This window comes from Candidatus Accumulibacter sp. ACC005 (assembly GCF_907163215.1).
Classification (GTDB): domain Bacteria; phylum Pseudomonadota; class Gammaproteobacteria; order Burkholderiales; family Rhodocyclaceae; genus Accumulibacter; species Accumulibacter regalis.
This window is the reverse complement of sequence record NZ_CAJQUB010000004.1, coordinates 429,061-450,390: the sequence shown is the minus strand read 5'-3', so window position 1 is coordinate 450,390 and position 21,330 is coordinate 429,061. Positions and strand designations below refer to the sequence as shown.

The window sequence follows — 21,330 nt, the reverse complement described above, 5'->3', positions numbered from 1 at the left end:
CATGGTCATGAAGGCGACGCCAGGCAAGCATCAGAGCGCGTCGACGATGGCCAGGCCAACGTCACTGGTACTCGCGGCGCCCCCCATGTCCGGCGTAAGTGGGCCGTCGACGAGTACTCTCTCGATGGCGCGGAGAATGGCATCGTGCGCGGCGCCATGGGCGGCGTCGCCCTGCCCCAGGAAGTCGAGCATCATCGCCCCGGACCAGATCATGCCAATCGGGTTGGCGATGTTGCGTCCGTAGATGTCCGGCGCCGAACCGTGCACGGGTTCGAACAGCGAGGGGAAGTCGCGCTCGGGATTGAGGTTCGCCGACGGCGCGATGCCGATGGTGCCGGCGCAGGCGGGGCCGAGATCGGAGAGAATGTCACCGAAAAGGTTGGACGCCACGACCACGTCAAAACGCTCCGGGCTGAGCACAAAACGCGCGCAGAGGATGTCGATGTGGTACTTGTCGCAGCGCACCTCCGGGTAGCTCGCCGCCATCGCCTCGACCCGTTCGTCCCAGTACGGCATGCTGATCGCCATGCCGTTCGACTTGGTGGCGGAAGTCAGGTGCTTCTTCGGGCGCCGCTGCGCGAGATCGAAGGCATACTTGAGGATGCGGTCCACTCCCTTGCGGGTAAAGATCGATTCCTGCACGACGGTTTCCCGTTCCGTACCTTCGAACATCCGCCCGCCGACCGCCGAGTACTCGCCTTCGGTGTTTTCACGAACGACGTAAAAGTCGATGTCGCCGACCTTGCGGTTGGCCAGGGGACAGGGAACGCCGGGCATCAGCCGGACCGGGCGCAAATTCACGTACTGGTCGAAACCGCGCCTGAACTTGAGCAGCGAGCCCCACAGCGAGATGTGGTCGGGCACCTTGTCGGGCCAGCCGGCGGCGCCGAAGTAGAGGGCGTCGAAGCCCTTGAGTTGCTCGAACCAGTCGGCCGGCATCATCTCGCCGTGCTGCAGGTAGTAGTCGCAGTTCGCCCAGTCGATCGTCGTGAACTGCAGGTCGAGGTCGAACCTGTCGGCGGCCGCGGCGAGCACGCGCAGGCCTTCGGGCATGACTTCCCTGCCGATGCCGTCGCCGGCGATGACGGCGATTCTGTGGGTGCTCATGCTGCCCTCCGTGTTTGTTGGCCCTTGCTCGCGAGCACTCCCACCGTTCAGGACGGGAGCAGGAAATTACCATAGCCGACGGCGATCGGCTTGTCGGGATCCGCCTGATAGGCGGTGACGCGGATATTGGCCACGCGGCTGCCCAGCTTGACCATCTGCATTGTCGCCCGGGTGTCCTGCAGCTTGCCGCTGCGCAGGTAGTCGATGGTGAAATCGACCGTCTTGGGAATGGCCTCCGAATCCCGGTGCCAGAGCAGGAACAGGATCGCCGCACATTCCATGAAACCGGCGGTCGCACCACCGTGCAAGGCGGGCAGCCAGGGGTTTCCCACCAGCCGATCGTCGCCCGGGAGAACACAGGTCAGGCGCTCGCCTTTGACTTCCATGCGCACGCGCAGGAAAACGGCGAAGGGGATAGCCTGGATCAGGCGATCCCAGTCGTCATTTTCGCGCGCAGCGCGAACTGCATCGGACAGTTTCATTCCGTTTCCCTTGCCGCCATGGGTGTCGCGCCGCCGGTGAACATGTAGATGCCGACGCCAGTGGCTATCGCCGCGCCAGGGTCATCGTGATACACGCTGCCCCTGACGAAGGCGACATTGGCGGTGAGCTTGTGACAATCGCCGACGCAAAGAATGTCCTGCCCGGCAGTGGAGCGCTGCAGATGCTCGATACGCAGATCGAGGGTGGCGAAGCCGCGTCGCTCGCTGAGCCGGCGATGGACCGCGTAGCCGAAAGTGGTGTCGACCAGCGCGGCGATCGCGCCGACGTGCAGGGCACCGCTTTCCGGATCGCCAATCAGCTCGGGCCGGTAAGGAAGGCGCAGGATGCAGCCGCGCTCGGTCAGTTCGCCGAAGCGCAGGTCGAGCTCCCGGTTATAGGGAAGGAAGCTGAGTTTCTTCTGCCACTGCTCAAGGGTTTGATCGCTTGTCGCGTCCATCAGGGTGGGACCCTCGGAAAGAAGGGAAAACTTGCGGCAGAGCCCGGCACGGACAGTGTTACCGGCGCCGAGGGTAGCGGTGGCATCATTTTACGATGCCCAGGAACACGGCCAGGCAACGCTCGGTCGCCAGCATCGCATCGGCGTCGATTCGCCCGAATGCCTCTCCCAGCTTGTCTCGCCTCACCGTCATGAACTTGTCCCCCATCACCTGAGAAGGCTTTTGCAAACCGTTGCCTTCGCTTGGCTGAACCGTGATCCGCAGCAGCGGTGCAGCAAGGCTACTCTGCCGAGAACGCTGCGGAGTAGCGGTCATACCATTGACGTGGATTCAGGACTTTCCAGCTTCGCTCATCGCCCTTGAGTTCGATGCCCACACCGAGTATTCCATAGCTCGCATAGAGGCCGCCGCGCATCTTCTCTTCTCGCAGGCGCAGATTGGCGAGCACGAGCAGCTTCTCGCCGCTGATCCGGGCATTGCTGAGCACAATGGCCTTGTCGTTGAGGTGAACTTCACTGTGCCCGCTGACGTCGCGGATGGTCAGCAATTCATTCAGCCACTGCTGCTCCTTCGTTTGCTTGACGAAGAGATGCACCAGCAGACCGCTGTCCCGCAGGCGCAGGCTGATCTGCGCGTCCAGTTTCAGTGGCCGCTTCCAGGTCATGCGGCCGCGGTCGATGTCGATCTGTCCCCACCACAAGTTGTCGTGCGCGCTCCCTTCGCTCTCCAGCGAGCCGTTATCGATGCGCAGCTGTGTGCCCGCCGCATCGAAGCTCATCTTCTCCAGATTCCCTTCACTGAGACGCGTACTGATGCGCAGGTCGCCCTTGATCGTCTGCTCCTTGACGTGCACCTCGACGCCACTGGCCTGCATCTCCAGCTTGGCGCTACCGGTGACGCCGCTCAGCCTGAAGTCTGCGGCCAGCGTCGCTTTTCCGGCACCAATCGAGACACCGCCCTCTTTCGGCAGATAAGCGTTGTAGATCGAAATGTCGGGTATTTCCGCAGACCCGAGCGTTATCACCGTCTCCAGATCACGCAGCCCGTGTACTGAATCGAAGCGTTTGCCGACGGTCGTGATGCGAAAATCACGCCCCTTCACGTACGGCACCTGGTCGTCGATCCTGCGCAGCCCGAAGCGCTTCAGAAATCCCTCCATCCTGGCCTCGGGCGCTCCCCGATCACCCTGTATTGCGGCCTTCAACACGCCGCTGCCACTGGCCTCGAAATCGAGAAAGCGGCTGACCAGATGGTCCGACTCGGCGTTGAGATTGCTGCCCGGGGCGACCTTTCCTTCGCTGAGCCGCAGTTCGGCGGTCATGCGCGCATCGCCAGAAAATGCCAGCCCCTGGTCGCCGTGAAGAAAGCTGTTGAGAAAAGCGATATTTGCCACCGACCCTTCGAGTTTCACCACCCCGCTGAGCGGGGCCAAGCGGGCCATCTTGGCCGATAGCGGGCTTGATTTGAAGCGTGCCTCGGTGACGGTGATGCGGGTCTGTAGCGGCGCGCCCCCGCCCGCTGCCGCCTCTGCCGTCGCTGCCTGCATCTGCACGCTGCTCCCCGAGAGGTCCAGGAGACCGCCCGCCGGATCAGCCTTCCTGATCACCAGATCGACGGCCAGCTGTCCGACGACCGGCTCCATGAACAGCACGCCGGCAATGTTCTCGCCGGCCAGATTGACACGTCCCGACAGTTTCCGACCGGCGTAGTCGAGGCGGCCACTCGAACGGGCCGTACCCGACCCCAGACTGAATGGCGGTTGGCCCGGAAAGTAGCTGTTCAGCAGCGCGACATCGGGCATCAGCGCGTCCTGCCAGGTGAGCACGGCGGTCGGCTCGATGCGCCTTGTGCGACCATCCGGTGGCGGGCTTGTCGCGGTCAGCTGCAGACCCTTTCCTCGCAAGAAAACCGCGCCCCCTTTCAGCTGCCGTATCTGCATCTCCCGCAACGCCATATCGATGCGCATCTCCTCCGCACCGGCCCGCGTCCGAATCCCGGCCGATACGCCACCGGCACCGCTTGCCTCGAAGCCGGAAAACCGGCTGACAAGCCGATCCGACTCGACCGTCACGCTGCTGGGGGACGCCAGCTGCCCGTCGTTCAGGAGAAGGTCCGCTTGCAGGCGGCCGCCACCACCGAACTCGAGGGCGTGACGCTGGGCGAGGAAAGCGTTGAGGAAATCGATATTCGCCACCGTTCCCTCCAGCTTGACTTCGCCGCTGAGCGGCGGCTGTCCGGAATATTGCCTGAGCTCGTCGAGCGACAAGGCCGATACCAGTTGCGCGCGCACGAGCTTGAGCTCGGTCTGCAAAGCGGCCGGGCCCGCCGCGCCGGCAGTGCCTTGCTCGGATGCCTGCATCCTGATCCGGGTACCGGAAAGATCCAGGAGCCGGTTCTTGAAATCGGCCTGTTTGATCGTCAGATCGACAGCCAGCGTACCGACTACTGACTTATCGAAGACGATTCCTGAGATTTTCTCCCCGGCCAGCTCGAAGCTGCCGGAAACCTGCTGCTGGGCATAGGTGAGCTGTCCGTTCAGCCGCGCCTTCCCCGACGTCAGCCGGAAAGGGAGTCCGCCGGGAAGATAGCTGTTCAAGAGCGCGATATCGGGCATCACGGCTTCCCGCCACTGCATGGACACCGACGCTTCGCCCGGCCTCTCGCTCAGATTCACGGGAGCCGCGGTCAAGCCGAGGTGAAAGCCCTCGGCGTGCAGAAAAAGCTGCTTTTGCGGAAGCCTGCGCATCGCTACATCGCGCAAGTCCACCTGCAGCCGCGTCTGCCCGGTACCTTGCTCAACCCGGACATCTCCGTGCACCCTGCCCGCCCCCTGGACAAGGTGGCGCTCGCCGGCACCGGACGCGAGGCGCTCATCCAGAACGAGCGTCAAATCCGGTGATTCGATGGACAGTTCGCTGCGCTCCATCAAGGTGCCGTGTTCGATGCGCAGGCTTGCCTGAAGGCGACCGCTGCCATCCAGCTGTAGCCATTGGCTGCTGCTGAGATAGGCGTCGATGAAGCCAAACGATGTCAGATCGCCGGTCACGCCGATGCGCCCCGAAACGAACCTGGCCGCTCCGGCTCCCGGGTTGTCCCCGGGGACAAACCCATCAACGCCAATGTCGACATCGCCCTGCAGATCGGATGCGAGCAACTCGGAAGCGCGCAGAAGTTTGCCGGACTCCAGCTGAACCCGCCCACGCGCCATGGCCAGGGGCCCATCGAGGCGGTAAGTGAAATCATCGATCCGCAGCCTTGCCTGGCCGCTGAAGTGGTAGCCATTGACTTCGAGTTCCTGGATTTGTGCCATCTCCGCATTGCTCACCGCAATGCTCCAGCCAGACCATTCACTGGCCGCTTCGGCTGCTGGCGGGGTCAGCGTCTGCGCCGCCGCGTCCGGCTGCGACATCGTGCTTGCTGGTCGTGTCGGGAGCGGCGGCGTGGCATCCGCTTGCGCCGCCACAGAGGCACTCGGCAGCTCACCGGCAGTTGCAGGCGTTGAAGCAGGGTCCGTAGCTGGCGCAGGGGCAAGCCGATCGCGCACCCCCGCCGTCATATTGTCAACTTGGACGCCTTGCAGCCGAAATGTCCTGGCGAAGAGACTGCCCAGCGCCAGGCGGGCCTCACCGTAATCCATGGAGAGCCACCATTGCTGCTGCGCTGTCTGACCGCGCAGCGTCAACCCCGTGACCCGTAGATGACCCGGCACGAGGGTCCATGCGGATACCCATTCAATGCTCAGGCGATCGGGGTCGCGGCTAAGCATCTGCGGCAGGAAACGGCCATTGAGCAGCAGGTTCCCCGCTAACAGATAGGCAATTTCGAGCACCGCGACGAAGGCGAACGCCTTAATCAGCCAGTTTCGTAATTCTGGGTTACCGCGAACCATCGCCTGCTCCATCCTCTGCTCAGTAAGAACGCGCTCCAAGGGCCGCGCGAAACCCGCCCGGCAGACGACTTCGCTCAGGTGCATCCGCGCACCACTGCTTCAGGCTTTGCCGCAATCCTGTCTACGGCACTTGAACGGCGTCACGGTTCCGCAAAGAAACAACGCCTCGACCTATCGGTTTTCGCTGGGCATCATCCTCGTTGGCTACCTGTTCAACGCCTATGCCTATCTCCTTATCTGACCATGGAGCGCAAGATGATCATCAAGATTCTTGGATCAGGCTGCAGGAAGTGCAGCGCCCTGACGGAAAACACACAGACGGCACTCGCCAAGCTCGGCCTGTCGGCGGAGGTGGTGAAAGTGACCGACTTCGCGCAGATCGCTGCGCATGGCGTGATGTCGACGCCGGCGCTGGCGATAGGCGACAAGGTCGTCTCCGTCGGCAAGGTACTGTCCGCCGCCGAAGTGGAAAAGATCCTGCAGACGTAAAGGGCAATTTGCCATGCGCCGGGGATGGCCAGCGCCTACACTGACTCGGGTAAGCGAGAAGAAACAAGCCGCCAGGAAGCGCTTCAAGAAATGTCTATGGATACAGCTCCCGTCGGCCGCATCGAGGCCGCGCAAGGACCGGTCATCGACGTTCGCTGCAAGTACCTGCCACCGATCGGTCAGGCCCTTGACGTGAGCAATGGCGGCGGGCGCTATGTGCTCGTCGTCTACCAGCACCTGGAACCGACGCTGATACGCGCCATCGCCCTGCATGCCGTCGCCGGCCTGTACCGCGGCATGCCGGTCCTCGACCGCGGCGCGCCGCTGCATGTGCCGGTCGATCCCGGCTGCCTCGGTCGCGTTCTCAACGTCTTTGGCGAAGCACTCGATGGCGGTGCTGCGCTGCCCGAGCATGACTTCCGCAACGTGCTCGCGGCACCGCCGGCCCTGGCCGACACCCTGCCGCCGACGCAGATCCTCGAAACCGGCATCAAGGTCATCGACCTGCTGTGCCCGTTCGTGCGCGGTGGCAAGACCGGCCTCTTCGGCGGTGCCGGGGTCGGCAAGACCGTGCTGATGATGGAGTTCATGCACGCCGTCAGTACCGCGATGCACGGCGTCTCCGTCTTTGCCGGCGTTGGCGAGCGTATGCGTGAAGGGCACGAGATGTGGCATGAAATGCAGGATGCCGGAGTGCTGCAGCGGGCGCTGCTGGTCTACGGGCAAATGGACGAATCCCCGGGCGTGCGTTTCCACGTTGGCTACACGGCCCTGACCTACGCCGAATACCTGCGCGACACCCTGGCCAACGAGGTGCTGTTCCTGATGGACAATATTTTCCGCTTCGTCCAGGCGGGCAGCGAAATCTCCGGCCTGCTCGGGCGAATGCCGGCGACGGTGGGCTACCAGCCAACGCTGTTGACCGAGGTGGCATCGCTGCAGGAACGCATCGTGTCGACCCGCAAGGGATCGATCACGGCGGTGCAGGCGGTCTATGTGCCGGCCGACGACATGTCCGATCCGGCAGTGGCCACTGTGCTTGGCCACCTCGACAGCACCGTCATCCTGTCGCGGCAGCAGGCCGCCAAGGGCATCTACCCGGCAGTCGACCCCTTGCGCTCGGGCAGTCGGATGATGGACCACCGCGTTCTTGGCGAGCGCCACTACCAGACGGCTCGCGCAGTACGCGAGCATCTGGCGCGTTACCACGAACTGGAGGACATCATCGCCATGCTCGGTATCGAAGAACTCTCACAGGAGAACCGCCGCATCGTCGAGCGGGCGCGCCGACTGCAGCGCTATCTGACACAACCCTTCAGCGTCGTTGCCGAGCACACTGGAATTCCCGGCGCGCGCGTCCCCCTGCAACAGACGATCGCCGATTGCCAGGCGATCATTGACGGCCGCTACGACAGCCTCGCCGAGAATGATTGCTATATGCGCGGCGCGATGCCAACATGAACAGCTTCGCCCTGCACCTGCACGACAGCCATGGCGCTGACCGCTTCGACGATGTCGTGCAGTTCATTGCCGCCGACGGCAGCGGCAGCTTCGGCGTCCTGGCCGGGCATGCGCGCATGCTTGCCGTGCTGCGCTATGGGCTGGCGCGCTTCGTCGATAGTGCCGGCCACTGGCGTTTTATCGCGCTGCCGGGTGGCGTGCTGGCCTTTGCCGAAAACCGGCTGACGCTGGCGACGGTTCATTACTTCCTCGGCGACGAACGAGCCGCCATCTGCCAGCAACTGGCGGATGAACTGGCGCGCGTCGATTCCGACGTGCATACCTCACGCGCCACCTTGACCGAGATCGAACACGCATTGGTACGCCGTCTCGGCGACCTGTCCGGCCGTATGCAGAAGGAGGCGGGCGCATGAGCAATCGGCAAAAGCTGCTCGACGACACCGCCACGGATGTACGGCGACTGAAGGAACGCGAGCGGGCGCCAGCGACCTGGGCCGGTATCGCCTTCTACGGTGGCACCGTCGGACTGCTGTTCGTCGTGCCCATCGTCGGCGGCGCCTACCTCGGCCGCTGGCTGGATTCCCTGGCATCCGGCTACTCGGTACGCTGGACGGTGAGCCTGATCGTTCTTGGCATCGCGCTCGGCGCGTACAACGCCTATCGCTTCATGAAGGGTCGCTCATGAACGCTGGCGAATTGGGCGGCGGCGTCCTGTTCCATCTCGGGCCATTGGCGATCACCGATACGGTGGTCACTACCTGGGGCGTCATGCTCTGCCTGGCAGGCGTGGCCCTGTTGCTTCGCTACCGGCTGGCGCCACTGCCGACGCGCCGGCAGACGATTGCCGAGGGCATTGTCGTGGTGATCGAGCGCGCCATCGGGGAAGTCGTGCCGGCCGACGCGGTGCGCCACGTGCTGCCCTTCATTGCCACCCTGTGGCTCTTCGTCCTAACCGCCAATCTCGCCGGATTGATCCCCGGCCTGCACGCGCCGACCCGCGATCTCTCTGCTACCGCGGCACTGGCGGCGCTGGTCTTCGCCTCGACCCACTGGTACGGTATCCGCAGCAAGGGTCTGCGCGCCTATCTCCGGCACTATGCTGAACCCAGCCCGCTGCTCCTGCCCTTCCACATCATCAGCGAGCTGACGCGCACCCTGGCGCTCGCCATCCGCCTCTTCGGCAACATCATGAGCCTGGAAATGGCGGCGCTGCTGGTGCTGCTCATCGCCGGCTTCCTGGTGCCGGTGCCGCTACTGATGCTGCATGTCATTGAAGCGGTGGTGCAGGCCTACATCTTCGGCATCCTCGCCCTGATCTACATCGCCGGCGCGATCGAACCGATAGCCACGGACGAATCGCCCGCAGCACCGCCGACGCCCACTCTTGCGAAGTCGAAAAACAAGGAGGAATCATGAACGAACTGCAGCAGTTCAGCACGCTGTCGACGATCGTCGCCGGCGTGGTGATCGCCCTCGGCACGATGCTGCCGGCGATCGCCATGGGTCGCGCCATCGCCAGCGCGCTGGAAGCCTTGTCGCGCCAACCGGAAGCCGAAAAGACCATCACCCGAACGCTGTTCATCGGCCTGGCGATGATCGAGTCGCTCGCCATCTATTGCCTGGTAATCGCGCTCATCGTGCTGTTCCGCAACCCATTGCTGGAATACTTCCTGAAATAGGTAACTGCCATGCAATTCGACTGGACGACCTTTGTTCTCGAAGTCCTCAATTTCCTGGTGCTGCTGTGGATTCTCAAACGCTTCCTCTACCAGCCGGTGCTCGATGTCCTCGACGCGCGCCAGGCGCGTGTAAAGGCCGAGATGGCACAGGCAGAGAAGTTGCAGAACGAGGCGGCAGCGCTTGGACAGCAGTACCAGGAACGCTTGGCGCACTGGACGCAGGAACGCGAGCAACTGCGTCAACAACTGCAGCAGGACCTCGCGCAGCAGCGGGCCAGCGGCATGGAGAAGATTCGCCAGTCGCTGACCGACGAAGAGGCCAAGGCGCGCGTGCGCAACGCCGCCACGACAGCCAGCCACGAAGCCGAGCTGATCCGGCAAGCGGCCGATGAGGCCTACGAAAACGTCGCGGCGATGCTCAGGCGCCTGGCGTCGCCGACGCTGACAGCAGGGATCGTGCGACTGCTGGTCGAAGATCTGGCGGCGTTGCCGGATGAACAGCAGCAGGCGCTGCGCACTGCCGCCAAGAAAATCGCCACCGAAGCGGTCGACATCGCCTCGGCACACCCGCTGGACGATGCTGCTCAGCAGGAGATCGCACGCGGCCTGGCAGCCGCTGCCGGGCGCAGGCTAGCACTCGCGATCAGGCCCGACCCGGCGCTGATCGCCGGCGTACGCATCGCCGTTGGCGAATGCCTGCTGCACGCCAATCTGCTTGACGAACTGGCATTCTTCAGGCGACGGGATGAACAGAGCTGAGAACCGTATGCGCTCGCCCAAAGACGACTACCGATTTGCCCTGCGCGTTTCCGAACGCGGCGAGGTAGTCGGCATTGGCGACGGCATCGCCTGGATACGCGGGCTGCCATCGGTGCAGCTCGACGAGCTGATCGGCTTTGCCGACGGCAGCACCGGCCTCGTCTTCCAACTCGGCCGCGACCTGCTTGGCGCCATTCTGCTCACCGAAAAGCACGGCATCACGGCGGGCATGGCGGTCACCCACGTCGGTCGCAAGCTGGCGATCGCTGCCGGCGACGCCCTCCTCGGGCGGGTGGTCGATCCGCTCGCCAACCCGCTCGACGGCCTGCCCCCGCACACGGCCCGTGAAGTTCGCAATCTCGAGGCGCCTGCGCCACCGCTCATCGAGCGCGACTTCGTCAGCGAACCGCTGTATACCGGCTGCAAGATCGTCGACGCGCTGATCCCGATCGGCAAGGGGCAGCGCCAACTGATCATCGGCGACGATGGCCTGGGCAAGTCTTCGCTGGCGCTCGATGCGGTGATCAACCAGGCGGGTCGGAAGCTGATATGCGTGATGGTGCTGATCGGTCAACCGCGCTCGGCAGTCGCCGCAACGGTCGACGCCCTGCGCAATGCCGGTGCACTCGACTACACGGTGGTCGTCGTCGCCGAGGCCAACGCCCTGCCCGGTTTTCGCTACCTCGCGCCCTTCGCCGGTTGCGCGCTCGCCGAACACTGGATGCGTTGCGGACGTGACGTGCTGGTGGTCTACGACGACCTCACGCGGCATGCGCAGTCGTACCGCGAGCTCTCGCTGCTGCTTCGGCGCCCGCCGGGGCGCGAGGCCTATCCCGGCGATATCTTCTATCTGCATTCTCGGCTACTCGAGCGGTCGACCGTGCTGCGGCCAAAATTCGGCGGCGGCAGCATGACCGCACTGCCGATCATCGAAACCCGCCAGGGCGAGCTGGCCGCCTACATCCCGACCAACCTGATATCGATCACCGACGGCCAGATCTATTTCGACGCCAAGCTCTTCGCCGCCGGCACGCTGCCCGCTATCGACATCGGCCGTTCGGTATCCCGCATCGGCGGCAAGGCCCAGCACCCGGCGATCAAGACCGCGGCCGCGCGCATTCGCCTCGACTATCTGCAGTTCCTCGATCTCGAACTCTTCGCCCGCTTTGGCACCCGGCTTGATGCAGCCGTCGAGGACAAGCTACGTCGCGGTCGTCTTCTGCGTGCGCTCCTCAAACAGGACCGCTTGGCGCCGCTGCCCGAGCAGGCTCATCACGCCTGGTTGCTGGCCTACGGCGAAGGACTTCTCGACGCGTACCCGCCGCAGGCTGCCGCAGCCCTCCTGCCGAAGCTCTGCGCCGCGGTTGCCGCCGCTGGCCTGACGCTCGACGACGCCAAGGAACACTGGCTGGCGACCCTCGCAACGAGCCTGGCTAGGCAGACATGAGTCAGCGACGCGAGATCGAGGCCCAACTCGCGCTCTACGACGATCTTTCCGGGATTCTCGGCGCCATGCGCAGCTTTGCGCTCGCCGAGCTGCACCGCATCAGCCGCCGGGAGGAGGCGCAGCAAGAGGTCGTACGCGTGCTCGCGCAGGCGCTGCAGGACGTCGCTCCCTTCCAGCCGCCGCCGGAACCAGCGCTTGTCGACGTCTGGCTCTTGCTCGGTTCGGTACGCGGTTTTTGCGGCAGTTTCAACGAAGATGTCGTGCGCGCGTGGCGAGCGAAGGGCGGCCAACGGCAGCCGCTGATCGTCGTCGGCGAAAGGCTGGCAGCGACGATGCCGGAACAGGCGAGCCTGTTCCCGGTAGCCGGCGCCGACGGCGGACTCGATGCCGCCGCGGCCATCGACCGCATTCTCGCGGCTTTCGACGCGGCCCGGCGTAACGTCGGGCAGACCTGCGGCCTGCTCGCCTGCCTGCGCGACGAGGATGGCGTGCGCTGGCAGCGCTTGCTGCCGCTGCCGGTCAAGACGGCTCCCGCCGGCGCACCGCCGCTGATGTACGAGCAGCCGCTCGTCGTCGCCGCGGGCGTGAGCGAGCATTTCCTTTTCCACCAACTGCTCGCCCTGGTGCTGCGCTCGATTCGTGTCGAGAACCGGCAGCGCCTGATGCAGATGGAAAACGCCCTGCACCACCTGGAACAAGGCAGCGACGAACTCGCCCGGCGGCGCAACCGGCTACGGCAGGAAGAGATCGTCGAGGAAATCGAAGTGATCACCGGCATGCGCGGCGGCATGCGTTAAGGAGCTCAAACGAGGCGCGGGGAATCCTCCCTCCCGGCAAGGGAAACAAAAAAGCGGGCCGACGCCCGCTTTTTTGGTGAGGCCCTGCGATCAGTACGTCGTCTTCTTCTCGCCCTTCATGTCTTTCTTCTCGTCCATCTTCTTCTCGTCCATCTTCTTCTCGTCCGCCTTCATGTCCTTGGTGTCGGCTTTCTTCTCTTCCATCTTCTTCTCGTCTTTGGGAGCGCCGCCATGCGACATGGCGAAGGCGCCAGCCGAAACCGTGGCGAAGGTCGCTGCAATCAGTAGGGAAAGTAGTTTGCTCATAGGAAACTCCTCGCGATTTGTTGGAAAATGTGACGGCCGATCTGGCACGCACGGAAATACTAACGCGAATGGCTGTGTTCAAGTTGACCTGCTTCACGCACTTGCGAATCCTGAGCCTGTTGCTGGTGGCGCTGGCGACCGGTCTGACGCTGTCCGCGAACGCCGCGCCGCGCAAGCCGAGTGACGATTCCGAAGTGCTCGAACGCCTGCCGACGCGTGCCGGCGACGCCGGTGCCCGCGAACTGCTCGCCTTGCGCGCGGCCATGGCTGCCGCCGAGAACGACCCACGGCCTGCCGGACGGCTCGCCCAGCACTATTTCGACTTGGCCATGGCCCGCGGCGATCCGCGCTACGTCGGCTATGCCGAAGCCGTGCTTGCCCGCTTCCCGGAACCGCTGCCGGCAGAGCTGCTTTCCATACGCGGGATGCTGCGCCAGTATCGGCACGACTTCCAGGCCGCGCTGGACGATTTCGCAGCGGCCCTGGCGCTCGATCCGCAACTCGCGCAGGCGCACGCCTGGCGGGCGGCGATCTTTCTCGTCCAGGCGAACTACCCCGCCGCGCAACAGGAATGCAGGGCCCTGCTGGCGCTGGGCAAAGGCGTTCTCTACGGAAGTTGTAGCGGCCTCGCCCAGGCCTACGGCGGACAGCTCGCAGCCGGCTACCACGCCTTGCAGCAGGCGCTGACGAGCAGCCATGACCCCGACAATCGCCTCTGGCTGCTTACGCGCATGGGCGAAGTCGCCGCCTGGCGCGGCCAGCCGGACGTTGCCGAACGGCACTATCGCGAAGCCTTGCGTATCGGCCGCGACGACGGCTACCTGCTCGCCGCGTGGAGCGATTTCCTGCTCGACAGCGGCCGGCCGGCCGACGTACTCCGCGAACTGGCCGCTTGGGAATCGTCGGACACCCTGCTGTTGCGCCTCGCCGAAGCCGCAGCGCTGGCAAACGCGCCCGAGGCCGCAAGGCTGGCGCAAACGCTCGACGATCGCTTCGCGGCTGCCCGGCAGCGCGGCGATACGACACACCGCGCCGAAGAGGCGCGCTTCGCCCTGCATCTGCGCCATGATCCCGCACGCGCCCTGCGCCTGGCTGCAGAAAACTACGCCGTCCAGCGCGAACCGCGCGACGCGCGCGTCCTGCTCGAAGCGGCGATTGCTGCCGGCGACCCGATCGCTGCACAGCCGGCGCGCGACTGGTTGCACAACAGCGGCTTCGAGGATCGGCGGCTGCGCGATCTGGGCCAGAGGTCCGCGCTGGCAAGCGTACAAGGCAAGCCACCGGCGTCGGCGCAGCGATGAGATTGCCGCCTTCGATCACTTGCCGCCGTGGTCTTTTCGCCATGCTGTGCCTGCTCTCCTCGCTGCTCTGCCTCGCGCCGCCGGCGCTCGCGCACAAGGCCAGCGACAGCTACCTGATCCTCGAGGTCAACGGCAGCGAAGTCAGCGGACAATGGGACATCGCCCTGCGCGACATCGACTTCGCACTCGGACTCGATGTCGACGGCAACGGCGAGATCACCTGGGGCGAGCTGCGCGCGCGCCACGCCGACATCGACGCCTGGGCGCTCGGCCGCCTTGGTCTGCAGCGCGGTGGCGCCTGCCGGATACGGGTCGCCGACCATCTCGTCGACACGCACACCGACGGCGCCTACGCGGTGCTGCAGCTGACTGGCGCGTGCCCGCGCGCCGACGCGGAGCTGAGCGTCAGCTACCGCCTGCTCTTCGAGCTCGACGCCCTGCACCGTGGCCTGCTGCACTTGACACTCGACGGCACGTCGCATTCCGCCGTCCTCGCCCCGGAGCGCGCCGAACAGCACTTTGTCGCCGGCCAGAGCTCGCGCCTGGCGCAGTTCGGCCAGTATCTGGTCGAAGGCATCTGGCACATCTGGATCGGCTTCGATCACATCCTCTTCCTGCTCGCCCTCCTGCTCCCCGCCGTGCTGGTGCACGAGAAGGGAGGCTGGCACGGCGTGGCGCGTTTCCGTGACGCGCTGCACGAGGTCCTGTGGGTAGTCACGGCGTTCACCGCCGCCCACTCGATCACCCTCTCGCTGGCGGCGCTCGGCCTGATCGAGCTGCCGTCGCGGCTGGTCGAATCGGCAATCGCCGCCTCGGTGGTGCTCGCCGCGGCCAACAATCTCAAACCGCTGGTCGAGGGCCGGCGCTGGCTGGTCGCCTTCGCTTTCGGCCTGATCCACGGCTTCGGTTTCGCCAGCGTGCTCGCCGAGCTGGGCCTGCCGCAACAGGCGCTGGTGCTCTCCCTGCTCGGCTTCAACCTCGGCGTCGAGGTGGGCCAGCTGGCCATCGTCGCCGTCTTCCTGCCGCTGGCCTTCGCGCTGCGCGACACCCGCTTTTATCGCCGCGGCGTGTTCATTGGCGGTTCGCTGGCGACGCTGGCCATCGCCCTGATCTGGCTGATCGAGCGCGCTTTCGATCTGAAACTGCTCGGCGGCTGATCGCTGCCGTGACGTGGCGAAGCAGGCGACTCGGATATACTGTCGATAATCACAGTAAGCAAGGAGCTGCCGGTGCGTGCGCCGCAAGCCGTTGAACCCGCTCAGCCCGATAGAGCAGCCGCACCGAAGGCGGAAGCTGCGCGCGCTGCCGACCCGCTGGCACAGCTCAACGACGCGCAGCGCCAGGCAGCGACCTTTGGCATCGGCGGCTTGCGCGCTGCCGCCGGCGTTGCTGCGCATCGGCCGCTGCTGGTCATCGCCGGTGCGGGATCGGGCAAGACGGCAACGCTGGCGCAGCGCGTCGCACAGCTCGTCGCACACGGCGCCGACCCCGGGCGAATCCTGCTGCTGACGTTCTCGCGGCGAGCGGCGAGCGAAATGAGCCGCCGCGTCGAGCGCCTTCTGACGCGCCGCGCGGCGGCCGGCGCGCGCAACGCAGCGCCGTCACTGAGCTGGTCGGGCACCTTTCACGGCGTCGGCGCACGCCTGCTGCGCGAGTATGCAGGACGCATCGGCCTCGACCCGACCTTCACCATCCACGACCGCCAGGACTCGGGCGACCTGATCAACCTGGTGCGCCACGAGCTCGGTTTCTCGGTGAAGAGCAAGCGCTTTCCCCTCAAGGCAACCTGCCTGGCCATCTACTCGGCGACGGTCAATACCCAGTCGCCGCTGCGCGAGGTGCTGCAGACGAGCTTTCCCTGGTGTGCCGAATGGGAGAGCGACCTGAAGCGACTCTTTCTTGCCTACGTCGAAGCCAAGCAGGCGCAGCAGGTGCTCGACTACGACGACCTGCTCCTCTACTGGGCACAGATGGTCAGCGACCCGGCCCTCGGCGGCGAGCTCGGCGAGCGCTTCGGGCACGTGCTGGTCGACGAGTATCAGGACACCAACCGCCTGCAGGCGGCGATTCTGCTGGCCATGAAACCCGATGGCCGCGGCCTCACCGTCGTCGGCGACGACGCGCAGTCGATCTACGCGTTTCGCGGCGCGACGGTGCGCAACATCCTCGATTTCCCGGCGCACTTCGACCCGCCGGCGCAGCGGGTGACGCTCGAGCGCAACTACCGCTCGACGCAGCCGATCCTCGCCGCCGCCAACCAGGTCATCGCGCTCGCCGCCGAGCGCTTCAGCAAGGACCTGTGGAGCGAGCGCCCGTCAGCGCAGAAGCCGACGCTGGTGTCGCTGCGCGACGACGCCGATCAGGCCAACTATGTCGTCGAACAGGTGCTCGCCCGGCGCGAGGCGGGCGTCAAACTGAAGGCCCAGGCGGTCCTCTTCCGAACCGCGCAGCACAGCGTTCGCCTGGAGCTCGAACTGACCCGGCGCAACATCCCTTTCGTCAAGTTCGGCGGCCTCAAGTTTCTTGAAGCGGCACACGTCAAGGACGTCCTGGCGGTGCTGCGCTGGGCGCAGAACCCGCGCGACCGGATCGCCGGTTTCCGGGCCCTGCAACTGGTCTCCGGTATCGGCCAGAAGACCGCCAGCCGGGTGCTGCGCAATATCTTTGCAGCCGCTCCGGCCCGCGCCCTGCTCGGCGAACAGCCGGTTCCCGAAGGCGCCCGCGCGACGTGGCTTGAATTTGCCGCGCTGATCGAAGACTGTGGAGCCGCGGGCGCGGTCTGGCCAGCCGCCTTCGACCGCATCTGCCGCTGGTACGAGACGCAGATCGACCGCCTGCACGGCGACGCGCAGATGCGCCAGGCCGACGTCGACCAGCTCGGCCGCATCGCCAGCACCTACGCCAGCGCCGAAAGCTTTCTCACCGAACTGACGCTCGACCCGCCGGACGCCACCAGCGACCAGGCCGGCCCGCCGCTGCTCGATGAGGACTACCTGATCCTGTCGACGATTCACTCGGCGAAGGGGCAGGAATGGACCGCGGTCAGTGTTCTCAACGCCGTCGATGGCTGCATTCCGTCGGACATGGCCACCGGCTCGGCGGCCGAAATCGAGGAGGAGCGACGCCTGCTCTACGTGGCCATGACCCGCGCCAGGGAGCAGCTGGAAATCATCGTTCCGCAGCGCTTCTACGTCACCCATCAAGCAGGTTTCGGTGACCGCCACCTCTACGCCAGCCGCACGCGCTTCATCAGCAACGCCCTGCTGCCTTACTTCGAGCAGCGCTCGTGGCCGCCGCCGGCAGAAACGCCAGTCGCCAACCCGGCGGCGAAGCAGCAGGCGCTGGACCTGGCGGCGCGGATGCGGGCGATGTGGAAGTAAGCCGGCGGCACAGCGGCGCGCTCGTCCGCCAGGCTTGAGCACGCAGTGCGACGCCGGGCGCGTCCCGTCGCGCCTGTTCCCGCTGTTCCCGCTATTCCCGGTCGGCCGCGCCAAGCTGCGACGCCGCCGGCGTGCTGCCGGCCAGATCGACCGTCAACCGCCCCGAGCGCACATGCAGGTCGCGTTGCGGGAAAGGAATCTCGATGCCGGCCCTGCCAAGCGCGGTTTCGATCTCCCACAGGTAGCGCGCATGCGTGCGACCCGGTGACATCGCCAGGTCATGGCTGACCCAGACCACCAGTTCAAAGTCCAGACTGCTGTCGCCGAAGTTCACCAGCCACACGTCCGGCCCACGCCCCGGTAAATCGATGGTCCCGACCACCTCGCGCGCGGCAGCGATCACCGCCGCGCGCACCTGCTCCTTGTCCGAGCCGTAAGCAACGCCGAAAGGCACATGGATGCGGCGCAGGTGGTCGTCGAGCGTCCAGTTGGTCACCCGCCCGTTGATGAACTCCGAGTTGGGGACGATCACGTCGACATTATCGTTGGTCGTCACGCGCGTGTAGCGCAGACCGATCTCGGTCACCTTGCCGACGACGCCTGACTGCAGGTCGACAAAGTCGCCGAGCTTGAGCGTCTTCTCGACCAGGATCAGGATCCCCGAAACCAGGTTGCTGAAGATGTTCTGCAAGCCGAAACCGATACCGACGCCCATCGCGCCGCCAACGATCGCCAGACTGGCCATATCGAAGCCGAGGTAGGCCAGACCGACGATACTGCCCAGAATCCATACCAGATAGCGAACGATGCGCGTCAGCGCGTAAACCGCCGACTCGGAGAGCTTGACCAGCTTGCCGACACGCGCCATCTGCCGCAGCGCACGTTCGAGCAGCGAGGCAAACCACCAGAAAAAAAACAGGATGACCACCAGACCGACGACGCGTAGCAGAGTGATGTCGGTATTGCCCAGGCGAAACCAGGGGCGAGTGCTCCAGTCAAGTAGCTGGCCAAGAAAACTAGCGTCCATGATTACTCCTTGCGTGCTTGGTTGGTGGAGACCGGCAGCAGCACCGAGACCGCTCGAAACGCGGCTTCACCCAGTTCTCGTTCGGCGGCCAACTGATTTGGTAACGGAAAACGAGCCACCGACCCGACCGTGAGCCCGCCGGCGCGCAATGCCTCGGCAACGCGTTCGGCGCGCACGCCGGCGAGGCGCGGCGGCCCGCCACGATCGCTGCTGGCGTGCCCGACGACTTCGACGCGATCGATGTTCCAGCGTTGCGCCGCCCAGACGATGGTCTCGACGCGCGCCCGAGCGGCGCCATCGAGGTCCTTGCTGCCGGGTTCGAAATAGATCGGCGGCAGTGCCTGCGGCGGCGGCAGCAGGCGAATGCTCCACTCCGGATGACGCTTGCCAAGATCACTTTCCATTGCCCGCCAGGCGGCGAGATCGATTCCCGCTTGCGCCTCCGGGACGAGTGTCGCGCTGCGCAGCGCGGGATCAGCTTCGAAAGCGACCAGCGGCAAGGGAAAGGCACTGCGCAAGCTGTCGGCGACGCTGCTGCCGACGCTGAGCGGGCGCTCGGGAAGAGCGAGGGCAAGCACCTGCGGCGATACCTTTTCAGAAGTGCGCAGCTGCGTCAGCTGCAGGTCGACGGGCTGGCGAAGTTGCCGTTCGATCTCCTCGTCGAGCCGCGCCGAAAGCTCTCTGTCCGGTTCTGCGCTCAAGACCATGGCCCGCACCCGCGGTGGCTTACCGTCCATGAACAGCACCTCCACCGCGCCAAGCTGGCCGGCCCGCAGCGACGCCGCGCCGGCCTCAAGAATGTTGCGAATGCGAATCTGCGCAAAGCTCTCGAAAGCAATCGCTTTCAGGGAAATGAACAGCGGCACGCCAAGGGGAACCAGCACGAGCAGCGAAATTGCCGCCTGGCGGGCGAAGCGCTTGCGCAAGCCACCGCGGCCGAAGCCATACCACTCCGCAACCGCGGCCACCGAAAGGCTGATCGCCGCCATGTTGGTGAAGAAGAGCAGCAGCGCGCCGCGCGCCACCGGCCAGCGTTCGGTGACCAGGCCGTAGCCGATGGTCGCCAGCGGTGGCATCAAGGCGGTGGCAATGGCCACCCCGACGATAGCGCCACCGCGACCGCGGATCAGGGCGTAGCCGCCCGCGGCGCCCGAGAGGATGGCCACCACCAGGTCGAAAAGATTCGGGCGGGTACGCGCCAGCAACTCCGGCGTCAGTTCCTTGACTGGCGACAGCAGCACGATCAGCGAAGTGAAAGCGACCGCTGCTGCAGTACCCAGGGCCAGGGTACGCAGGCTTTTTCGCGCCAGTTCGAAGTCGAGAGTGGCGATGGCCATGCCGCTGCCGACGATCGGGCCCATCAGCGGCGAGATGAGCATCGCGCCGATGATCACCGCCGGCGAGTTGAGCAGCAGGCCGATGGTCGCAATGCCGCCGGCAACGACAATCATGAAGCAGAAATTGAACGAGAAATTGGCGTCCTGCTCGACCTGCTCGAGAATCCCCCGGTGGTCGATCTCGCGCACCAGCGTCCGCCACCACCGCCCCCATGCGCGCGGACCCAGCCACAGGGCGCGGAAGAAGCTGCCCGTGCTGAGCAGGTCCTCGCCGACGCTGGCAGCCTCGGCAGCCCCGGCAGCTACGGCGGTTGTCTCGCTAGCGGTGCCTGCGGGAGTGCTTGCTGGAATGGCTGCGGGTGGCGGTGCTGGCGTGGGCATATTCTGGCCTTGTTGGCGACCAGGAAGTCTGGCGCAGTGGCGTGGTGACGGCGGGACGGCAGCACGGCCGGAGGCGCGGCGGCCCAGGCCGTGCAGATGCGCCTGTTCACGGATTTCATCGCGCAGCGCTGCCGGCCGCAATTCTACCAATGGATGGCGGCGGGCGGGGCCGCGGCGCATGGTGCAGCGACGGCAGCGGCGGCTATCTGGCGAGGGCTTGCTGGGGTACAGTGGCGCCCCGACAAGCCGCTGCCAGGAGACCATGAGCGACCCGCTTGCCATCACCGCCCTCATCGCCCTCACTTTCGTCGCCGCCGGATTCGTCAAGGGCGTTGTCGGCATGGGGCTGCCGACGGTCGCCATTGGCTTGCTCAGCCTGGTCATGGCGCCAGCTTCCGCCGCCGCGCTGTTGATCGCTCCCTCGCTGGTCACCAACGTCTGGCAGAGCTTTGCCGGTGCCAAGTTCACGACGCTCGTCCGCCGTCTGGCCAGCATGCTGCTCACGGCCGTCATCGGCACCTTGCTGAGCATCGACGTGCTGACCGGGAGTTCGGCTTCACTGGCCAGTGGCGCGCTCGGTGCGCTTCTCGCGTTATACGGTGTCTTTGCTCTCGCCGCGCGCCGCTTTTCCGTGCCGGCGAATGCCGAACGCTGGCTGTCTCCACTCGTCGGCCTGATGACCGGTCTGATCGCCGGGGCCACGGGTCTGTTCGCCATCCCTGCCGTGCCGTATCTCAGTGCGCTGGGACTCGCCAAGGACGAGCTGGTGCAGGCGCTCGGGCTATTCTTCTCCGTCTCCACCCTGGCGCTGGCTGCGGCGCTTGCGCTATCGGGCAAATACCAGTGGGTCACTGCCGGCACCTCGCTGCTGGCCATTGGGCCGGCGCTGCTCGGCATGGTCATCGGCCAACGCGTCAGGGATCGGCTCGAACCCGAGGCGTTTCGCCGCTGGTTCTTTGTCGGCCTGTCCGCCCTCGGCGTCTACATGCTCGCCAGAGCGCTGCTGCGCAGCTGAAGACCGAGCACTGG

General features: G+C 65.5%; 20 protein-coding genes and 1 pseudogene. 13 read left to right on the top strand and 8 right to left on the bottom strand.

Annotated features, from left to right (window positions below):
* Positions 1-30: 30 nt before the first annotated feature.
* From QZ613_RS04975 to QZ613_RS04955, 5 genes and pseudogenes are all read right to left on the bottom strand, one after another.
* The gene (locus QZ613_RS04975) at positions 31-1,107 is read right to left on the bottom strand and encodes a tartrate dehydrogenase (RefSeq protein WP_043564648.1); all 1,077 of its coding nucleotides are present in this window, start codon (positions 1,105-1,107) and stop codon (positions 31-33) included.
* A 47-nt stretch (positions 1,108-1,154) separates the two neighbouring features.
* A complete protein-coding gene (locus QZ613_RS04970; protein ID WP_043564649.1) occupies positions 1,155-1,589 on the bottom strand; it encodes a PaaI family thioesterase in 435 nt (144 codons plus the stop codon).
* Positions 1,586-2,047, bottom strand: a complete 462-nt coding sequence (locus tag QZ613_RS04965) for a PaaI family thioesterase (RefSeq protein WP_043564651.1) — start codon at positions 2,045-2,047, stop codon at positions 1,586-1,588. Before QZ613_RS04965 ends, QZ613_RS04970 begins: the two co-directional genes overlap by 4 nt.
* A gap of 85 nt (positions 2,048-2,132) precedes the next feature.
* Positions 2,133-2,333: pseudogene (locus QZ613_RS04960) on the bottom strand (type II toxin-antitoxin system PemK/MazF family toxin); the annotation flags it as partial.
* A complete protein-coding gene (locus QZ613_RS04955) occupies positions 2,329-5,457 on the bottom strand; it encodes a hypothetical protein (RefSeq protein WP_291981680.1) in 3,129 nt (1,042 codons plus the stop codon). The pseudogene QZ613_RS04960 and the gene QZ613_RS04955, both read right to left, overlap by 5 nt.
* 735 nt (positions 5,458-6,192) lie before the next feature.
* Between QZ613_RS04955 and QZ613_RS04950 the strand changes: the two genes are divergently transcribed.
* The 9 genes from QZ613_RS04950 to QZ613_RS04910 all read left to right on the top strand — a co-directional run bounded on the left by QZ613_RS04950 (position 6,193) and on the right by QZ613_RS04910 (position 12,569).
* Positions 6,193-6,426, top strand: a complete 234-nt coding sequence (locus QZ613_RS04950) for a thioredoxin family protein (protein ID WP_043564699.1) — start codon at positions 6,193-6,195, stop codon at positions 6,424-6,426.
* 96 nt (positions 6,427-6,522) lie between these two features.
* Positions 6,523-7,887, top strand: a complete 1,365-nt coding sequence (gene atpD, locus QZ613_RS04945; protein ID WP_291864384.1) for a F0F1 ATP synthase subunit beta — start codon at positions 6,523-6,525, stop codon at positions 7,885-7,887.
* Complete coding sequence (locus QZ613_RS04940; RefSeq protein ID WP_043564654.1) at positions 7,884-8,300, top strand: F0F1 ATP synthase subunit epsilon; 417 nt, start codon at positions 7,884-7,886, stop codon at positions 8,298-8,300. The genes atpD and QZ613_RS04940 overlap by 4 nt, the downstream gene beginning before the upstream one ends.
* Positions 8,297-8,572: an AtpZ/AtpI family protein gene (locus QZ613_RS04935; protein WP_291864388.1), complete on the top strand. Its 276-nt coding sequence runs from the start codon at positions 8,297-8,299 to the stop codon at positions 8,570-8,572. The genes QZ613_RS04940 and QZ613_RS04935 overlap by 4 nt, the downstream gene beginning before the upstream one ends.
* On the top strand, positions 8,569-9,303 hold the full coding sequence (locus QZ613_RS04930) for a F0F1 ATP synthase subunit A (protein WP_043564657.1): 735 nt from the start codon (positions 8,569-8,571) through the stop codon (positions 9,301-9,303). Before QZ613_RS04935 ends, QZ613_RS04930 begins: the two co-directional genes overlap by 4 nt.
* The gene (gene atpE / locus QZ613_RS04925; RefSeq protein ID WP_043564659.1) at positions 9,300-9,566 is read left to right on the top strand and encodes an ATP synthase F0 subunit C; all 267 of its coding nucleotides are present in this window, start codon (positions 9,300-9,302) and stop codon (positions 9,564-9,566) included. Before QZ613_RS04930 ends, atpE begins: the two co-directional genes overlap by 4 nt.
* A 9-nt stretch (positions 9,567-9,575) precedes the next feature.
* A complete protein-coding gene (locus QZ613_RS04920; protein WP_043564663.1) occupies positions 9,576-10,325 on the top strand; it encodes a F0F1 ATP synthase subunit delta in 750 nt (249 codons plus the stop codon).
* Entirely contained in the window at positions 10,312-11,772 is a 1,461-nt protein-coding gene (locus tag QZ613_RS04915) for a F0F1 ATP synthase subunit alpha (protein ID WP_043564665.1), read from the top strand. The genes QZ613_RS04920 and QZ613_RS04915 overlap by 14 nt, the downstream gene beginning before the upstream one ends.
* Positions 11,769-12,569: a F0F1 ATP synthase subunit gamma gene (locus QZ613_RS04910; RefSeq protein ID WP_291864397.1), complete on the top strand. Its 801-nt coding sequence runs from the start codon at positions 11,769-11,771 to the stop codon at positions 12,567-12,569. The genes QZ613_RS04915 and QZ613_RS04910 overlap by 4 nt, the downstream gene beginning before the upstream one ends.
* A gap of 90 nt (positions 12,570-12,659) precedes the next feature.
* On the opposite strand, the gene QZ613_RS04905 is transcribed toward QZ613_RS04910, so the two are convergent.
* Positions 12,660-12,875 (bottom strand): hypothetical protein, encoded by a 216-nt coding sequence (locus QZ613_RS04905; RefSeq protein WP_043564670.1) that lies wholly within the window; start codon positions 12,873-12,875, stop codon positions 12,660-12,662.
* 68 nt (positions 12,876-12,943) lie between these two features.
* Here QZ613_RS04905 and QZ613_RS04900 point away from each other — a divergent pair, with 68 nt between their 5' ends.
* The 3 genes from QZ613_RS04900 (at position 12,944) to QZ613_RS04890 (ending at position 17,556) form a co-directional block, all read left to right on the top strand.
* Positions 12,944-14,176, top strand: coding sequence for a hypothetical protein (locus QZ613_RS04900; protein ID WP_291981678.1), 1,233 nt, complete (start codon positions 12,944-12,946; stop codon positions 14,174-14,176).
* Positions 14,173-15,333: a HupE/UreJ family protein gene (locus tag QZ613_RS04895; protein ID WP_291864402.1), complete on the top strand. Its 1,161-nt coding sequence runs from the start codon at positions 14,173-14,175 to the stop codon at positions 15,331-15,333. The genes QZ613_RS04900 and QZ613_RS04895 overlap by 4 nt, the downstream gene beginning before the upstream one ends.
* 201 nt (positions 15,334-15,534) lie before the next feature.
* Positions 15,535-17,556 (top strand): ATP-dependent helicase, encoded by a 2,022-nt coding sequence (locus tag QZ613_RS04890; protein ID WP_291864511.1) that lies wholly within the window; start codon positions 15,535-15,537, stop codon positions 17,554-17,556.
* 91 nt (positions 17,557-17,647) lie between these two features.
* Here QZ613_RS04890 and QZ613_RS04885 read toward each other — a convergent pair whose 3' ends face one another.
* Together QZ613_RS04885 and QZ613_RS04880 are read right to left on the bottom strand one after the other, a co-directional pair.
* Positions 17,648-18,583, bottom strand: a complete 936-nt coding sequence (locus QZ613_RS04885; RefSeq protein ID WP_043564674.1) for a mechanosensitive ion channel domain-containing protein — start codon at positions 18,581-18,583, stop codon at positions 17,648-17,650.
* A gap of 2 nt (positions 18,584-18,585) precedes the next feature.
* Positions 18,586-20,301, bottom strand: a complete 1,716-nt coding sequence (locus tag QZ613_RS04880; RefSeq protein WP_291981676.1) for a TIGR00341 family protein — start codon at positions 20,299-20,301, stop codon at positions 18,586-18,588.
* A 262-nt stretch (positions 20,302-20,563) separates the two neighbouring features.
* Between QZ613_RS04880 and QZ613_RS04875 the strand changes: the two genes are divergently transcribed.
* Positions 20,564-21,316: a sulfite exporter TauE/SafE family protein gene (locus QZ613_RS04875; RefSeq protein ID WP_291981674.1), complete on the top strand. Its 753-nt coding sequence runs from the start codon at positions 20,564-20,566 to the stop codon at positions 21,314-21,316.
* The last annotated feature ends 14 nt before the right edge of the window (positions 21,317-21,330 follow it).

Excerpts from the sequence above, each read along its gene's own strand:
- QZ613_RS04975 (WP_043564648.1), bottom strand. The coding sequence starts at position 1,107 with ATGAGCACCCACAGAATCGCCGTCATCGCCGGCGACGGCATCGGCAGG.
- QZ613_RS04970 (WP_043564649.1), bottom strand. The coding sequence starts at position 1,589 with ATGAAACTGTCCGATGCAGTTCGCGCTGCGCGCGAAAATGACGACTGG.
- QZ613_RS04965 (WP_043564651.1), bottom strand. The coding sequence starts at position 2,047 with ATGGACGCGACAAGCGATCAAACCCTTGAGCAGTGGCAGAAGAAACTC.
- QZ613_RS04955 (WP_291981680.1), bottom strand. The coding sequence starts at position 5,457 with ATGTCGCAGCCGGACGCGGCGGCGCAGACGCTGACCCCGCCAGCAGCC.
- QZ613_RS04950 (WP_043564699.1), top strand. The coding sequence starts at position 6,193 with ATGATCATCAAGATTCTTGGATCAGGCTGCAGGAAGTGCAGCGCCCTG.
- atpD (WP_291864384.1), top strand. The coding sequence starts at position 6,523 with ATGGATACAGCTCCCGTCGGCCGCATCGAGGCCGCGCAAGGACCGGTC.
- QZ613_RS04940 (WP_043564654.1), top strand. The coding sequence starts at position 7,884 with ATGAACAGCTTCGCCCTGCACCTGCACGACAGCCATGGCGCTGACCGC.
- QZ613_RS04935 (WP_291864388.1), top strand. The coding sequence starts at position 8,297 with ATGAGCAATCGGCAAAAGCTGCTCGACGACACCGCCACGGATGTACGG.
- QZ613_RS04930 (WP_043564657.1), top strand. The coding sequence starts at position 8,569 with ATGAACGCTGGCGAATTGGGCGGCGGCGTCCTGTTCCATCTCGGGCCA.
- atpE (WP_043564659.1), top strand. The coding sequence starts at position 9,300 with ATGAACGAACTGCAGCAGTTCAGCACGCTGTCGACGATCGTCGCCGGC.
- QZ613_RS04920 (WP_043564663.1), top strand. The coding sequence starts at position 9,576 with ATGCAATTCGACTGGACGACCTTTGTTCTCGAAGTCCTCAATTTCCTG.
- QZ613_RS04915 (WP_043564665.1), top strand. The coding sequence starts at position 10,312 with ATGAACAGAGCTGAGAACCGTATGCGCTCGCCCAAAGACGACTACCGA.
- QZ613_RS04910 (WP_291864397.1), top strand. The coding sequence starts at position 11,769 with ATGAGTCAGCGACGCGAGATCGAGGCCCAACTCGCGCTCTACGACGAT.
- QZ613_RS04905 (WP_043564670.1), bottom strand. The coding sequence starts at position 12,875 with ATGAGCAAACTACTTTCCCTACTGATTGCAGCGACCTTCGCCACGGTT.
- QZ613_RS04900 (WP_291981678.1), top strand. The coding sequence starts at position 12,944 with ATGGCTGTGTTCAAGTTGACCTGCTTCACGCACTTGCGAATCCTGAGC.
- QZ613_RS04895 (WP_291864402.1), top strand. The coding sequence starts at position 14,173 with ATGAGATTGCCGCCTTCGATCACTTGCCGCCGTGGTCTTTTCGCCATG.
- QZ613_RS04885 (WP_043564674.1), bottom strand. The coding sequence starts at position 18,583 with ATGGACGCTAGTTTTCTTGGCCAGCTACTTGACTGGAGCACTCGCCCC.
- QZ613_RS04880 (WP_291981676.1), bottom strand. The coding sequence starts at position 20,301 with ATGCCCACGCCAGCACCGCCACCCGCAGCCATTCCAGCAAGCACTCCC.
- QZ613_RS04875 (WP_291981674.1), top strand. The coding sequence starts at position 20,564 with ATGAGCGACCCGCTTGCCATCACCGCCCTCATCGCCCTCACTTTCGTC.